This is a genomic window from Embleya sp. NPDC008237, from assembly GCF_042956465.1.
Classification (GTDB): domain Bacteria; phylum Actinomycetota; class Actinomycetes; order Streptomycetales; family Streptomycetaceae; genus Embleya.
Genome location: NZ_JBIBGL010000016.1, coordinates 61,029 through 76,251, shown reverse-complemented (window position 1 = coordinate 76,251; position 15,223 = coordinate 61,029). Strand labels below are relative to the sequence as shown.

General features: G+C 73.6%; 12 protein-coding genes. 7 read left to right on the top strand and 5 right to left on the bottom strand.

Annotated features, from left to right (window positions below):
* Positions 1–685: 685 nt before the first annotated feature.
* From ACFZBU_RS34750 to ACFZBU_RS34740, 3 genes are all read right to left on the bottom strand, one after another.
* Positions 686–1,378 carry a FadR/GntR family transcriptional regulator gene (locus ACFZBU_RS34750; RefSeq protein ID WP_391587707.1) on the bottom strand — a complete coding sequence of 231 codons (693 nt, stop codon included), beginning with the start codon at positions 1,376–1,378 and terminating at the stop codon, positions 686–688.
* A gap of 48 nt (positions 1,379–1,426) precedes the next feature.
* Positions 1,427–3,229: a 2-isopropylmalate synthase gene (gene leuA / locus ACFZBU_RS34745; protein WP_391587706.1), complete on the bottom strand. Its 1,803-nt coding sequence runs from the start codon at positions 3,227–3,229 to the stop codon at positions 1,427–1,429.
* 360 nt (positions 3,230–3,589) lie between these two features.
* Positions 3,590–3,811: a hypothetical protein gene (locus ACFZBU_RS34740; protein ID WP_391587705.1), complete on the bottom strand. Its 222-nt coding sequence runs from the start codon at positions 3,809–3,811 to the stop codon at positions 3,590–3,592.
* Positions 3,812–4,184: 373 nt separating this feature from the next.
* On the opposite strand from ACFZBU_RS34740, the gene ACFZBU_RS34735 reads away from it, so the two are divergent.
* Positions 4,185–4,889, top strand: a complete 705-nt coding sequence (locus tag ACFZBU_RS34735) for a hypothetical protein (RefSeq protein WP_391587704.1) — start codon at positions 4,185–4,187, stop codon at positions 4,887–4,889.
* A gap of 42 nt (positions 4,890–4,931) precedes the next feature.
* Here the strand turns inward: ACFZBU_RS34735 and ACFZBU_RS34730 are convergent, their stop codons facing one another.
* Positions 4,932–5,324, bottom strand: a complete 393-nt coding sequence (locus tag ACFZBU_RS34730) for a nuclear transport factor 2 family protein (protein WP_391587703.1) — start codon at positions 5,322–5,324, stop codon at positions 4,932–4,934.
* A 104-nt stretch (positions 5,325–5,428) separates the two neighbouring features.
* On the opposite strand from ACFZBU_RS34730, the gene ACFZBU_RS34725 reads away from it, so the two are divergent.
* From ACFZBU_RS34725 to ACFZBU_RS34705, 5 genes are all read left to right on the top strand, one after another.
* A complete protein-coding gene (locus tag ACFZBU_RS34725; RefSeq protein ID WP_391587702.1) occupies positions 5,429–5,878 on the top strand; it encodes a MarR family winged helix-turn-helix transcriptional regulator in 450 nt (149 codons plus the stop codon).
* 107 nt (positions 5,879–5,985) lie between these two features.
* Positions 5,986–7,590 carry a DHA2 family efflux MFS transporter permease subunit gene (locus ACFZBU_RS34720; RefSeq protein WP_391587701.1) on the top strand — a complete coding sequence of 535 codons (1,605 nt, stop codon included), beginning with the start codon at positions 5,986–5,988 and terminating at the stop codon, positions 7,588–7,590.
* Positions 7,591–7,724: 134 nt separating this feature from the next.
* Positions 7,725–8,369 carry a TetR/AcrR family transcriptional regulator gene (locus tag ACFZBU_RS34715; RefSeq protein WP_391587700.1) on the top strand — a complete coding sequence of 215 codons (645 nt, stop codon included), beginning with the start codon at positions 7,725–7,727 and terminating at the stop codon, positions 8,367–8,369.
* 165 nt (positions 8,370–8,534) lie between these two features.
* Positions 8,535–8,765: a DUF5302 domain-containing protein gene (locus tag ACFZBU_RS34710; protein WP_355547702.1), complete on the top strand. Its 231-nt coding sequence runs from the start codon at positions 8,535–8,537 to the stop codon at positions 8,763–8,765.
* Between the two features lie 139 nt (positions 8,766–8,904).
* Positions 8,905–10,647, top strand: a complete 1,743-nt coding sequence (locus ACFZBU_RS34705; protein WP_391587699.1) for a GMC oxidoreductase — start codon at positions 8,905–8,907, stop codon at positions 10,645–10,647.
* Positions 10,648–10,881: 234 nt separating this feature from the next.
* Here ACFZBU_RS34705 and ACFZBU_RS34700 read toward each other — a convergent pair whose 3' ends face one another.
* Positions 10,882–14,349, bottom strand: coding sequence for a BTAD domain-containing putative transcriptional regulator (locus tag ACFZBU_RS34700; RefSeq protein WP_391587698.1), 3,468 nt, complete (start codon positions 14,347–14,349; stop codon positions 10,882–10,884).
* A gap of 173 nt (positions 14,350–14,522) precedes the next feature.
* Between ACFZBU_RS34700 and ACFZBU_RS34695 the strand changes: the two genes are divergently transcribed.
* A complete protein-coding gene (locus ACFZBU_RS34695) occupies positions 14,523–15,200 on the top strand; it encodes a hemerythrin domain-containing protein (RefSeq protein ID WP_391587697.1) in 678 nt (225 codons plus the stop codon).
* Positions 15,201–15,223: the final 23 nt, after the last annotated feature.

Below are 15,223 nucleotides of genomic sequence, written 5' to 3'. Positions count from 1 at the left end.
GCGGCGCGGGACGAGGCGCGAGGCGGGCCGATGCGGCGCGGGACGAGGCGCGAGGCGGGCCGATGCGGCGCGGGACGAGGCGCGAGGCGGGCCGATGCGGCGCGGGACGAGGCGCGAGGCGGGCCGATGCGGCGCGGGACGAGGCGCGAGGCGGGCCGATGCGGCGCGGGACGAGGCGCGAGGCGGGCCGATGCGGCGCGGGACGAGGCGCGAGGCGGGCCGATGCGGCGCGGGACGAGGCGCGAGGCGGGCCGATGCGGCGCGGGACGAGGCGCGAGGCGGGCCGAGACGAGGCAGCGCGGGGCGGGGCGCGAGGCGGGCCGAGACGAGGCAGCGCGGGGCGGGGCGAGACGAGGCAGCGCGGGGCGGGGCGAGACGAGGCGGCGCGGCACGCGGAGGGGCAGGGTGCGGGGTGGCGCGGCGCAGGGCAAGGCGCGAGGCGAGCCGGGGCAAAGCGTGCGGCGAGCGCGGCAAGGAGAGCACAGCGAGGCGAGGAGTCGGAGCGGCGCGGGGCGGGCGCTAGGCGCGGCGGACGAGTCGGAGCGGGGCGGGGCGAGGAGTCGGGGCGGCGCGGGGGCGGGGGCGGGGGCGGGCTGGGCCGCGTCGTGAGGTTGCCGTTCCGACTCGGGATTTGGCCGGCTGGGAGGTGGGTCGGGCGGGGCGAAAAGGGGCGGCGTTCCGGTGCCTAGTCGCGCAGGATGCGGAGGCTTACCGCCAGTTCCGCCTCGGTCACCCGGCCCGCTGCCTCCGCGTCGCCGGCTCGGATTGCCGCGACCATGGCTGCGTGGGCGTCGGCGCCCGGGTCGGCCGATGCGCCCCGCAGGCCCTTCTCGTCCATCACCGCGAGCAGGTCGAGCAGGCTCGGTCGCATGGTCACCTGGAAGACCGCGAACAGGTCGGTGAGCACCTCGTTGTGCGCCGCCGCGACGATGCTCGCGTGGAAGGCGATGTCCGCGTCGATGTACGCCGCGTCGTCGCCGAGCGCGGCGGCCCGCGCTGCCAGGCCGGCGTCCAGCGCGGCGAGGTCCTCGTCGGTACGCCGCTCCGCGGCCAACATCGCGGCTCGCACCTCGATCAGGTTGCGCACCTCGTAGACCTCGACCGCCGAGGCTCGCCGCAGTCGCGCGGGCAGGTCCTCGGCCGGCTCGGTGGCGATCACGAAGACGCCGGACCCCTGCCGGGACTCGACCAGACCAGCCCCCGCCAGCGCGCGGATCGCCTCGCGGACGGTCGAGCGGCCGATGCCCAGTTCCTTGCCGAGCGCCACCTCGCCGGGCAGCTTCGTGCCCACCGGCCAGCGCCCGGCGGCGATCTGGTCCCGAAGCCGTTCGGCCGCCTGGCCGACCAGTGGGCTGCGGCGCAGGGGGCCGAACGTCATCGTGTCGTCACCTTCACATCTCAGGTTGTCCGACGAATCGCACGAAGCCTAGTGCCGCGCCCGGTTCACCGCCGACACCGTCGCCTGCACCGAGGCGGCCAGGATCGACGTGTCGATGCCGACGCCCCACCGGGTGACCCCGTCGACCCGGCACTCCACGTACGACGCCGCCTGCCGGTCGCCACCGCCGCCGTCCCCCGCACCCGCACCCGCACCGATCGAGTGCTCGACGTAGTCCAGGATCTCGACCCGCATCCCGGCCGCCTCGAACGCCGAGGTCAACGCGGACAGCGGCCCGTTCCCCTCGCCGATCACCGGACGCCCGCCGGCCGAGTCGGTCAGTGTCCCGGTGAACACGTGCCGCCCGGGTGCGGCCTCCTCCGCCCGCCATCCGGTGACGTCGATCGGCGAGCGCCGGTCCAGGTACTCCCGCCCGAACAGCTCGCCCAGTTCGGCCGCGGTGATCTCCTCGCCGCTGTCGTCGGTGGCCTCCTGAACCACCCGAGAGAACTCGATCTGGAGCCGGCGCGGCAGATCCAGACCGTGCGCGCTCTGCATCAGATAGGCAATGCCGCCCTTGCCGGACTGGCTGTTGACCCGGATCACCGCCTCGTAGTCGCGGCCCACGTCGGCCGGGTCGATCGGCAGATACGGCACGTCCCACGGCGCCTGCGTCACCGACCGACCCAGCCGCTCGGCCTGCCGTGCGTGCTGCGCGAAGCCCTTCTTGATCGCGTCCTGGTGGGTGCCGGAGAACGCGGTGTAGACCAGGTCGCCGCCGTAGGGGTGGCGGGCGTGCACGTCGATCCGGTTCGCGTATTCGACGGTGCGTCGGATCTCGTCGATGTCGGAGAAGTCGATCATCGGATCCACGCCCTGCGTGTGCAGGTTCAGCGCGAGCGTGACCAGGTCCACGTTGCCGGTGCGTTCGCCGTTGCCGAACAGGCAGCCCTCGACCCGCTGCGCCCCGGCCAGCAGCGCCAGTTCGGCGCAGGCGACCCCGGTACCGCGATCGTTGTGCGGATGCACGGACAGGATCACCGCGTCCCGGCGGGCCAGGTGGCGGTGCATGTACTCGATCTGGTCGGCGTACACGTTCGGCGTGGCGATCTCGACCGTGGCCGGCAGGTTGTGGATCACCGGCCGGTCCGGGCTCGCGTCCCACAGCTCGGTGACGCTGTCGCAGACCTCCAGGACGTAGTCGGGTTCGGTCAGGTTGAACACCTCGGGCGAGAACTCGAAGCGGATGTCCGCCCCCGGCCGCGCGTCCGCGCCGCGGGCGACGTCCTTCGCGCCGGCCAGGATCAGGCCGTGCAGCGCCTCCCGGTCGTGGCCGAGCACGACGTCGCGCCAGGTCGGCGCGGTTGCGGTGTACATGTGCACGACGGCGTGCGGCAGGCCCTCGATGGACTGATGGGTTCGTTCGATCAGGTCGGTGCGGGCCGCGGTGAAGACCACGATCGTCACGTCGTCCGGGACCGCGTCGCTCTGGGCCAGGTGCCGGACGAAGTCGTAGTCGGCGCGGCTCGCCGACGGGTAGCCGACCTCGATCTCCTTGAAGCCCATCGCCACCAGCAGGTCGAACATCCGCCGCTTGCGGGCCGGGTCCATCGGCTCGGCCAGCGCCTGATTGCCGTCCCGCAGGTCCACCGGGACCCACAGCGGGGCCTGTTCGATCCGCCGGGTCGGCCAGGTTCGGGTATTCGGGTCGATCTCGACCCGAACCCGCTCGTGCGCCGGGCGGTAGCGGTGATGCGGCATCGCGCTCGAACGTTGCCGGTTCCAGTGCGGTCGGCCCTCGGGGATGGGGCCGGCCGGGGTGCGCAGGGTGGGGAAGGTGTCGTCGCTCATGGTGCGGAGTCGTCCTCGCCGTTCGAAGGAGTCGACCGGCAGCACCGAACCCCGCGGCGGGGTGCCGGTCGGTTCAGACCCCGCCGCGGCGGCCGAGAAGGAGGGCGCGCAGCTTCATGGGCGACGACGCTAGCACAACTTGTCTGACAACCTGATGTCTTAATCGCTACAACCGCCCCGAACGGAGCCGCATTCGATGCGTACCGCTCGGGGCGCGTGGCCGGAAATGCACGACGGACGGCGCGGGCGCCCGGGCGGTGGCGCGCAACGAGCCGGGGGCGGTGTCACGCAACGAAAGGAGGCGCCGGCCCGGTTACCCGGGGGCGCCTCCCATATGCCGACCGCGTGGAGTCGGGATGTTCAGAGGTTGCTCAGCTTCGCGTAGGGACGGCAGATCCGCTCCTGACGCGACCCGAAATCGACAGTGACCGCGATGTCCTCTTCGACACCGACGATCCGACCGAGTCCGTACTGATCGTGCGTCACTCGTGCACCGAGGTCGAAATCCTCGATGATGGGAGCGACCGGGACATTGAAGGGACTGGTGGGCAGAATGCGCCGGGTCACGGCTGACGTCGTCATCCCCATCAGTATGCTCCTGTCGGGTGACGCGCGGGGCGTTCGGGGGCGGTATAGGCGAAGCCGTAACCGGAAAGTGTCCCCACGATATGGCGGTTCGAATCCCCTATGCGCCCCCCGAAGCCGACCGAAATGCCCCTCGCCCAACTCTGCCGCAGGTCACCCGGGATCCGGCCCCGACCGGGTCGGCCCCCTATGCGAACAACGCCCCGATAGACCCGATTGGGCCGATCGGGCGACGTCCGAACGCATCGCCGACGCCCGCCCGAAGCACCCCTTCGCGTACCGCCACCGCGGTCACGACGGGGCCGCGACCGGGCGCCGCGGCAGTCCCCGACCACCCGTTCCGACCGCGATCCGCCGATAGGGTCGCGGCATGAGCGACAGCACCGCCCCGGTGGACATCGAGCTGGTCAGGCCGCCCGAAATCCTGCTTGCGCACGAGGAGGTACGGGTCTTCCACGGCGGCATCCTGCGCACACCGGCCGGTCTGTACACCACGATCGGCCTGGAGACCCTGGCCCGCCCGGCCGGTCCGCGGCCGCCGGCGCCGCCGCTGTTCGGCCAGTACGGGGTGTCGGTGACCCGCTCGGGCGACCGGTTCGCCTACTCGGCGCTGGCCACGACGCTGTCGGCCGGGTCGATCCGGTTCACCTCGTGTCTGTTCGGCCACGTCCCGGACGGGGATCTCGTCCTGGACGTGGTGTTGCCGACCATCCCGCGCCGCCTGGTGTTGCGCTTCGACTCCGAGCGCCACGACGGCACCGGGTTGGCACTGGTCACCCCGCCCGCGATCGTGCACACCGAGGCGGGCGTGACGCTGTGGCACGCGGGGGTGTTGGCCACCGACGCCGGTCGGCTCACCCACCTGGAGGCGACCTCGGCGGACGACCGCGCGCTCGGCGGCGCCAAGTGGGACGTCGAGCACAAGCCGTTGACGGTGACCTGGGACGACCCGACGCCCGCCCGTGAGGCGCACCAGCGGGGGCGGGACTTCGTCAGCACGGACAGCTGGATCGCCGCACCCCACGCGCGCGGCACGCTGTCCTGCGGACCGCTGGACCTGGCGCGGGAGTTCTGACCGACACCGGCCCGCCCCGGGTGGGCGGGCCGGCGGGCGGCCTCACCGAGCCGATCCCAGGCCGCGATCGGCGGCCGAACCGGCGAGCATGAGCGTGGTCTCCTCGATCCGGCGGAACCGGCCGTCCGGCGCGAACTCGCCGAACAGGTACACCTCCATCTCCACCGTCGAGCCGTCCGTCTTGCACACCTCGACGGTGTGCCGGTCGGCGTATCGCGATCCGTCGGACAGTTCCTCGTGCAGCCGGATCCCGCCGCCGACCACGATCGAGCGCAGGTGCGCGATGTGCTCGACGAAGCCCGCGCGATCCGCCCAGACACCGTCGGTGCGCTGACGGTAGTCCGGCGCGAAGTGCCGGTCGATCGCGGTGTCGAGGTCCACCTCGGGACGGAACAGGAGGTCGGTGAGGGCGGGAACGATTGCGGTTCGAGACATGGCGGGACGGCTCCGATCGAAATGGTCTTCCGACGTAATGCGTGCGCTGCGCACGCTTTTGACGATAACCCATATGCGTGCGCAGCGCACGCTAATCTGGGGACATGGAACTTTCGACGGGACACGAGGTGGCCGACGCGCTCGGTCTCCTGCTTCGCCGCAGCACCCGCGCCAACCTGTACGCGGACCTGACCGAGGGCCTGGGGCCGGCCGTGGACGACGTGACCTATCCCGTGCTCAGCGGCCTGGCCCGGACCGGCCCGTGCAGCGCGGCGGACCTGGCCGGCGAGATCGGGCTCGACCGGTCCGGCGTCAGCCGCCGCGCCTCCCGCCTGGAGGAGGCCGGCCTGGTCCGCCGCGAGCCCGACCCCGAGGACCGCCGGGCCGTACTGCTCGCCCTGACCGACGCGGGCTCGGACTGCGTGCGCGAACTGCGCGAGCGGCTCGCCGCGCGACTGGAGGCCGCACTCGCGCAGTGGCCGGCCGACGAGGCGCGGATCTTCGCCCGCGGCCTGCGCCGGTTCGTCGAGGACGGGCCGTTTACGGAGGCGTAGCGCCGTGAGGCGGTAATCGCCTTTGCCAATCCTTGGCTTTACAGCCGTATAGCGACGGCCTATGTTTACATCCGTAAGCACACAGCCGTTAAATCAGGGGGTACCTCGTGAGCAGCCCGGAAACCCGATCGACCGGCGTCGGCCCCACCGACGCTCCCGAAGTCGCAGGCCACCCGCGTCGGTGGGCCGCGCTGCTCGTGCTCAGTTCGACGCTGGTCGCGGTGACGCTGGACAACTCGGTGCTCAACACCGCGCTGCCGTCGTTGGCGAAGGGGCTGGACGCGTCGACGTCGGATCTGCAATGGATCACCGACGCCTACACGCTGGTCTTCGCCGCCCTGTTGCTCCTCGCCGGCAGCCTGGGCGCCCGGTTCGGCGCCCGGCGCGCCCTGCTCGGCGGCCTCGCGCTCTTCGGCGCCGGGTCGGCCGTCGCGGCGGTGTCCTCGACCGCGGCCGAACTCGTCGCCTGGCGGGCGGTGATGGGCCTGGGAGCGGCGTTCGTGATGCCCGCGACGCTGGCCATCATCATCCGGATGTTCCCGCCGGTCGAGCGGCCCAAGGCGTTCGCCGTCTGGTCGGCCGCGGCCGGCGTGGGTGTGCTGATCGGCCCGGTCACCGGTGGCGCGCTGCTGATGCACTTCTCCTGGTCCAGCGCGTTCTGGATCAACGTCCCGCTCGTGCTCGCCGCGCTCGTCGGCATCCTGCGGATCGTGCCGAGCATCCCGCGCCAGGGCACCGCCCGACTCGACCTGCCCGCCGCCGTGTTGTCCATCGCCGGCCTGGGCACCCTGGTCGACGCGATCATCGAGGCGCCCGAGCGCGGCTGGACCGCGCCGGTCACCCTCCTCGAGCTGGGCGCATTCGTGCTGTGCACCGCGGTGTTCGTGGCCTGGGAGCTGCGCCGCGACGAACCGATGGTGCAGGTCCGCCTGTTCGCCAACCGGGGCTTCGTGCTCGCCGCCGGGACGCTGGCGGTGACCTTCTTCGCGCTCTTCGGCACGCTGTTCGTGCTCTCCCAGTACTTCCAGCTCGTGCACGGATACAGCCCGCTCGAAGCCGGCCTCTCCGCGATGCCGTTCGCCGTGGCGATGGCCGCGATGTCCGGGCTGTCGCCGGTGGTCACCGCCCGGCTGGGCATCCGCGGCACGCTCACCGTCGGACTCGGCGCGATCGCGGTCGGCCTGTCCGTACTCGGTCTGACCACCGACAGCACCACCCCGTTCGTCGCACTGGCCGGGGAAATGGCTCTGGTCGGCGCCGGGATGGGGATGATGATGGCCCCGGCGAGCATGGAGATCACCGCGTCGGTGCCGGTGCGCTTCTCGGCGATGGCGGGCGCGCTCAACAGCGTGGTGCGCGAACTCGGCGGTGTGCTGGGCATCGCGGTGGTCGGCACCCTGGTCTCCGCGCACTACCGCGGCGAGATGGCCGACCAACACCTGACCGGCCCCGCCGCGGTCGCCGCACACGACCTGCCCGGCGCGCACGCCGTGGCCGAGCACCTGTCCCCCGAAGCCGCCGACCGACTCACCTCGGCCGCCGACCACGCCTTCACCACCGCGATGAACAACGGCGCCCTGGTGGCCGCGGCGGTCGCCGCGCTCGGCGCGATCGTGGTCGCCCTCGGCCTCCCGCGCCGGGCGGGCAGCACCCCGGTCGCCGCCGGGCAGCCCACCGAGTCGGCCGACAACCGGGCGGTACAGGCTGCCTGAGGGAGCATCACGTCCGCGCACGGCGACCGGCACCCCGGTCGCCGTGCATCCGCCGTTCGGCGAACCGTCGTCGACACACCCGAGGAGGCACCATGCCCGCAGGCGCCGATTCCACGCCTCGTACGCTGACGACCATGGACGACGATCAGGGGCCGAACCGCCGACGCAATCGCCGCGGCCAGGGTGCGCTTCTGCGCGACGACATCCTCACCGCGGCGACCGCACTCATCGAACGCGACGGACACTCCGGGGATGTGACGCTGCGCCGGATCGCGCGCGAGGCCGCGATCACCGCTCCGTCGATCTACGCGCACTTCAACGATCTCGACGACATCCTGGACACCGTGCTCAACGGCTACTTCGACGAGTTGCAGGCGACCATCGTGGCCGCCGCCGCCGAGGAGACCGAGGCGGATCGTTCGCTGCTCGCGGGTTGTCGCGCGTACGCCCGGTTCGCGATGGAGCGCCCCGGCCGCTATCGCGCCCTGTTCCACCGGATGCGCCCGGCTGCCACCGATCCGGCCGAGCCGACTCCGCCGCCGGCCGCGCTGCCCAGTCGCATGGACGTCTTCCAGACCCTGATCGACGCGATCGCCGCCACGGCGGCGGCCGGCCACTCGGCCGGAACCGATCCGTTCGAGGACGCGCTGGCCGTGTGGGCCGCGATGCACGGCGCGATCCTGCTGCGGATGACCGCGCCCGTCTTCGACTGGCCGCCGCTGACCGACTTCATCGACACGCTGGTGATCCGTACCGCCCGGCTGACCTCGGCCGGCTGACCTCGCCCGGCCGGCCCGGAGGGCCGCTGTTCGAGGCCCGGCACTCGGCGGCCGACCGGTATGTCCGCTCTTGCGGGCGTCACCCGGTCCGGGCGTGCCATCCCGGGCTCCGGCATGGAAGGGTGTCCCCACGGATCGAATCCAGTTCGAGAGCAGGAACGCACCATGGCTGACGAGACACCCGCGAACGAGACACCCGAGGAGACGGTCGTCGAGGCCACCGAGCCCGAGACGCCCGAGGACGAGACCAAGCGCAAGTTCCGCGAGGCACTCGCCCGCAAGCGCGGCACCAAGACCGACGGCACCGGCGACGGTCCCGGCGGCGACGGGTCGAAGATCCACGGTGCACACGGGCCCGCCGCACAGCAGCGCTCGTTCCGCCGCAAGAGCGGCTGAGTCCCAGCGCCCTGCGCACCGATTCCCGTCACCGAATCGGACCAGCGAGGGACTGCCTTCGCCGGGTTACCGAGCAGTAGGATCGCCGGATCGCGAGATCTCGTGCCATGCCTCCTGCCCGCCCGGCGAAGGGTCCCCCGTGTTCGATTACGACGTTCTGGTCATCGGTTCGGGTTTCGGCGGTTCGGTCGCGGCATTGCGGCTGACCGAGAAGGGCTACCGGGTCGGTGTCCTGGAGGCCGGACGGCGCTTCGCCGACGCCGACTTCCCCAAGACCTCCTGGCAGTTGCGCGACTTCCTGTGGGCACCGGCCCTGGGCCTGACCGGCATCCAGCGCATCCACGTGCTCAAGGACGTGGTGGTGCTGGCCGGGGCGGGCGTGGGCGGCGGTTCGCTGAACTACGCGAACACGCTCTACGAACCGCCACAGCCGTTCTTCGACGACCCGCAGTGGGGTCGCATCACCGACTGGCACGCCGAACTCGCACCGTTCTACGCCCAGGCCAAGCGCATGCTGGGCGTGGTGACGAACCCGCACATGACGCCCGCCGACGAGCACATGAAGGCCGTCGCCGAGGACATGGGCGTGGGCGACACGTTCCACCTCGCGCCGGTGGGCGTGTTGTTCCCCGGGGACGGGGAGCGGCCCGGCGAGGACGTGGCCGACCCGTTCTTCGGCGGGGTCGGGCCGCGCCGGACCACGTGCACCGAATGCGGCTCGTGCATGACCGGTTGCCGGGTCGGCGCGAAGAACACGCTGCTCAAGAACTACCTGTACCTGGCCGAACGGGCGGGCGCCGAGGTGCATGCGGAGCGCACGGTGCGCCGGGTCCGGCCGCTGGGTCCGGGTCGGCACCCGGACGGGTCCGGCGGCGGCTACGCGGTGGAGACCGTACACAGCGGGCCCGCGACGGCGCCGCGCGCGCCGCGCACCTGGACCGCCGAGCAGGTGGTGTTCGCCGCCGGCACGCTGGGCACGCAGCGGCTCCTGCACCGGATGGCGGCCGAGGGTACGCTGCCGCACCTGTCCGGCACGCTCGGCCGGTTGACCCGGACCAACTCCGAGGCGCTGGTCGGCGCGGTCGCCCCGAGGACCGGGGTGATCGACGCGACGCGCGGGGTGGCCATCACGTCCTCGTGGCATCCGGACGCGGACACCCACATCGAACCGGTCCGCTACGGCAAGGGCTCCAACGCGATGGGGCTGTTGCAGACCCTGCTCACCGACGGGGACCGGCCCCGGGTCCGCCAACTGCTGCGCCAGTCGTTGCGCGACCCGGCCAAGCTGCGGCTGCTGAACGTGCGCAACTGGTCCGAGCGGGCGATCATCGCGCTGGTGATGCAATCCCGGGACAACTCGCTGACCGTGTACCGCAAGCGCGGCCTGTTCGGCCGGACCCGGATCACCACCCGACAGGGCCACGGCGAGCCGAACCCGAACTGGATCCCGGCCGGTCACGAGGCCGTCCGGCGGATCGCGCAGCGGCTCGGCGGGGTGGCCGGCGGCACCTGGGGCGATCTGGCCAACGTGCCGATGACCGCACACATCCTGGGCGGCTGCGTGATCGGCGAGTCGGCCGAGACCGGGGTGGTCGACCCGTACCAGCGGGTGTACGGCCACCCGGGTCTGCACGTCCTGGACGGTGCGGCGGTCAGCGCGAACCTGGGCGTCAACCCGTCCCTGACCATCACCGCCCAGGCGGAGCGCGCGACGGCCCTGTGGCCGAACCGCGGAGAGGCCGACGCCCGCCCGGAGTTGGGCTCGCCCTACCGGCGGATCCCCTGCACCGCACCGGTCGCGCCGGTGGTCCCGGCGCACGCGCCGGGAGCGCTGCACCTGCCGATCGTGGAGGTACGCTCGGGCCCCCGGCCGGAGGACTGACAGCGATCGGGGTCGGCGGGGGCGGTCGGCGAAGCGGGTCTCGCGGGTGGGGATCCGTGGCGACCCACCGTCGGATCGGCTGCCCCAGGGTGCGAGTGCGGTCGAGGCGGGAGCCGCAGGGCGGATGCGGGGCCGGGCGGTGCGGCCCACCGAGATCCGCCCAAACACGCCCCCGGGGCCTGTCTTCAATCCCCCGCCGAGCACCACGACGGCGGGATTGAGGACAGGCCCGGCCTATGTCCGTGCCGCGCGGGCCTCCGTGGCCCAGTGCTTCGCGCCCCAGGTGTCGGCGATTTCGGCGGCGCGGTCGAAGTGTTCGTTCGCTTCCGTCTCCAGGCCCAGGAAGCGGGCCAGTTCGCCCAGGGTGTGGGCCGGTGGCCGGATCGCCAGGGACAGCCCCGCGCATGCCGGTGCCGCGTCGCGCAGCGGGAGCAGGGTCGGGTAGAGCGCGGCGGCCTCGTCGTGTTCGCCCAGCGCCACCACCGCCGCCGCGCGCAGGACGGACATCGGGGTGTGGAAGAAGTCGCGGCGGATCGGCTCGATCACCGACCGGGTCGCCCGCGCCTGCTCGATCCGGCCGTCGGCGGCCAGCGCAAGCGCACACAGGTCGGCCACGAACGGTCCGAAGCCGGCCAGGATCTCCGGTGCCTCCGGAGCCAGTTCGCCGATCCGGCCGCGGCCGAGCAGGATCGTGGCGAGGGCGAGCCGGCGCAGGCCGTACGCGTGCAGCGAACCCTGCGCGATCATCGGCTCGGTGGCCCGGATATAGCGCTCCTCGGCCTCCTCGTAGCGGCCGTCGATGTGCGCGAGGGTCGCGAGCGCGACGGCACCGACGCCGATCGCGTCCGGCATCCGGTACGCCTCGGCGATTGCCGCGCTCTCGTCCACCAACCGGCGCACGAGGGCCGGGTCGTTTTGGTCGGCCGCGGCGGTGGCCAGGTTGTACCTGCCGTACCAGCGGTACTCCGGCAGATCGGACTCGTCCGCGATCCGGGCCAGTTCGACGGAGACGTCGGCCCGGGCCGGCGCGTCCGGCAGGCTGTCCAGGTTGCCGGTGAGCGTGGTCAGGGTGAGTGCCCGCAGATCGGGATCGCCCAGGTCGGCCGCGAGCACGACGGCCTCCTCGGCCGCCGCGCCCGGGCTCGGGTCGACGTCCTCTCCCCTCAGCTCGCCGGCGTAGCCGACCAGCAGCCGGCATCGGGTCTGCGGGTCGAGATCGGTCCGCGCGATCAGCCGGCGCAGCGCCGCCGCCACGCCGAGGTCCAAGTCGCCGTACGGCCGGCTCTGCCACGGCGTGGGCACCGTCCACGCGGTGAACGCGGCGATCGTCAGGTCGTCGCGGTGTGCCGACTCGGCCGCGTCGAACGCGCGTTGCCGGGTCTGCCGGGCCGCCGCGACGTCACCGGCGCGGACCTGGGCGCGCAGCAGCCGGCCGAACAGGTCGGCCCGCCGGCCGTCCCGGTCGCCGGCGGTGTCGGCGGGAATCCGGTCCACGCACTCCAGTGCGCGGGCGAGCAGGTCGACGGCCGTGTCGTGGGCGAAGCGACGCTCGGCCAACTCGGCTGCGGCTATGCACACTTCGACGGCCCGGGCCGCGGTGCCGGCGCCGGCCGCGTGGCCGTAGTGGTAGGCCAGCGCCGAGACGTCCCCGGTGCCGAGCCGTTCCAGGGCGGCGGCGATTCGGGTGTGCATCCGGGTGCGGCGCAGCCCGCTCAGGTCGGCGACCATCGTGTCGCGGACCAGTGCGTGCACGAACCGCACCCGGCCGGGGGCCGGTTCGGTGAGCAGGCCGGCGATCAGGCCGGCGTCCAACGCGTCCAGCACACCGCCCTCGTCGACCTCGGCCGCGTCCACCAGCACGTCCACGTCCACCTCGCGGCCCGCGACCGAGGCCAGCCGCAGCACCGCGACGGCCGGGTCGGGCAGCCGGGCCAGGCGCCGGCGCAGCACGTCCCGGACCCCCTCGGGCACGTCGGAGAGCGCGACCAGGGCTCCTTCGCTGTCCAGCAGGCGGGCGCTCTCCCGGATGTAGAACGGGTTGCCACCGGTGCGTTCGGCCAGCGCGGTGATCGTCGCGGGGTCGACGGGCGTCTGCGACACGGCGTCCACGACCCGGGCCACGGCGGCCTCCGGCAGGCCGGCCAGCGCGAGGCGGACCGGCGATCGGCGGGCCAGGCCGGCCAGGGTCTCGGTGAGCCGGCCGTCCACCTCGTCGGGACGGTACGCGGCGACCACGAACACCGGCGCCCCCGCGGCGTCGCCGTCGGCCGCCGCGGCGAGCAGGGCCAGCGTCTCGGCGTCGGCCCGGTGCAGGTCGTCCAGCAGGACGGCCAGCGGTCGGCGCCGGGCACCGACCGCGAGCCAGGACCAGACCGCCCGGTGCAGCCGGAACCGGCCCGCGGCGGTGTCCGGTCCGGGTCCCTCGGCCGCGTCGTCGCCCAGCAGCGGCGCGAGTGCGGCGGCCGACTCGGGCGGCGGCGGCACGACCGCGGCGATCGACCGCAGCGCCTCCACCCACGCCCAGGCGGGCGGTGCGCCGTCCACCTCGGGACAGCGCCCGGTGGCCACGAGCAGCCCGGCCCGCTCCAGTTCGGCGCTCAGCCGGCCGAGCAGCGCGGACTTGCCCAATCCGGCCTCGCCGGTGACCAGCGCGACCCGCAGGCCGGCCGACGCGACCTGCCCCGCCGCGCCCAGCAGCGCGGCGAGTTCGTCGTCGCGCCCGACGAACAGCTCTCCGGGGCCGCCGGGTTGCGGATGGATGTGGGCGTCGGCGACCGGGATCGTGCCCATCCGCGGCTCCGCGGCCGGGTCCGGTTTCCCCGGGGGGTTCGGCACCCGGTCGGCCCGGCTCGACGCACCGCCGCCGGCGTCGCCCACCGCCTCGGCGGTCGCAGGCAGGTCGGCGCCGGCTGCCGAGGCCACCGGCGCCGTCGCCGCGCGGAGCACGTCCATGTGTCGGCCCAGGATCGCCGCCTCGACCTCGGTGAGGGCGGGACCCGGGTCCAGACCGACGTCGGCCGCCAGTACCGCGCGGGCCCGGCGCAGCGTGGCCAGCGCGTCCGCCTGGCGGTTGTCCGCCCACAGCGCCAGCGCGTGCAGGCGCCAACCCTCCTCGCGCAGCGGCGCCTCGCGGGTGAGCCGTTCGGCATCCGCCGCCGCGCCCGCCGCAGCGCCCGAGCGCAGGCCGGCGGCGATGTGCAATTCGCGTGCGCTCAGCTGCAGTTCGCTCAGCCGGGCGGCCTCCGCGAGGGCCCACGGCTCGTCCGAGGCGGCGGCGAACGCCGGGCCGCGCCACAGCGCCAGCGCCGCCTCGACCAGGGTCCGCGCCCGGGCCGGGTCGGTCTCGGCCCGCTCCCGCGCGCTCCGGAGCAGCCCTTCGAAGCGCCACGCGTCCACCGCGTCGTCCGGCAGCCGCAGCGCGTAGCCGGGCGCCGCGCTGACCAGGATCGTGGCCGGGGCCCGCCGCGGCCGACCCGGTTCGAGCAGACGACGCAGGTTGGACACGTACGCCTGGAGGGAGGTGACGGCCTGGGCGGGCGGTTCGCCGCGCCACAGGTCCTCGATCATCCGGTCGATCGACACGACCCGCCCGCGGGCGGCCACCAGGAGCGCGAGTACGGCGCGCTGGCGCGGACCACCCAGTGGGACGGTCACATCGTGCACCTCGGCCTCGAACGGGCCGAGCACGCGCAGGTACACCATCTCTCCCCCTTCACCCGACCCGGTTCGCGCGGCCCGTCGTCGGCGAGCCGCCCGCCGGACAACCCCGCCGGGCGGCTCCATGTTCCTTCCAGGATTCCTCCAAGACGCCGGGACCAGGCTATGAGCATGCCCGGCGACACCGCGTCGAGGGCCCACCGAAGGGATCACCCACCATGACCGCCTCGTCCTCCTCGCCCGTCTCCCCCGCCTCGGCCGGCTTCGACACCCGGGAAATGGTGATCGTCCACCGCGGGCTGCGCCGCGAATCGCGCCTGCTGATCGAGTTGATCGCCGCCGTCGCGCCGGGCGACACCGCCCGGGCCAAGGTGCTCGCCGAGCACTTCGACCTGTACCGGCTGGGCCTGCACGGGCACCACACCGGCGAGGACGAGCTGCTGTGGCCGCCGCTGCTGGCGCGCGTCGACCTGGAGGCGGACCTGGTGTTGCGGATGGAGGCCCAGCATGAGCGGGTGGCCGGCTCGCTGACCGCCGCCGGGGAGCTGATCGCGGCGTGGACGGCGGGCGCCGGGGCCGCCGAGCGCGACGCGGCGGTGGCGGCGCTGGTCGAGCACCGCGCGGCGCTGGTCGAGCACCTCGACGAGGAGGAGGCCGAGCTGCTCCCGCTGGCACAGCGGCTGCTGACCGCGCAGGAGTGGAACGCGATGGGCGAGCACTTCGTGGAGACCACGCCCAAGCCGCAGATCCTGCTTCTGCTGGGTGTGGTGCTGGAGGACGCGGACGCCACCGAGCGGGCCACGATGCTCGGCGGGTTGCCGCTCCAGGCCCGGCTGATCTGGGGCCTGGTCGGCCGCCCGATGTACGCCCGCCACGTCCGCCGCGTCCGCGGGTGAACGCCCGGCGCGAGCGTGTCGCC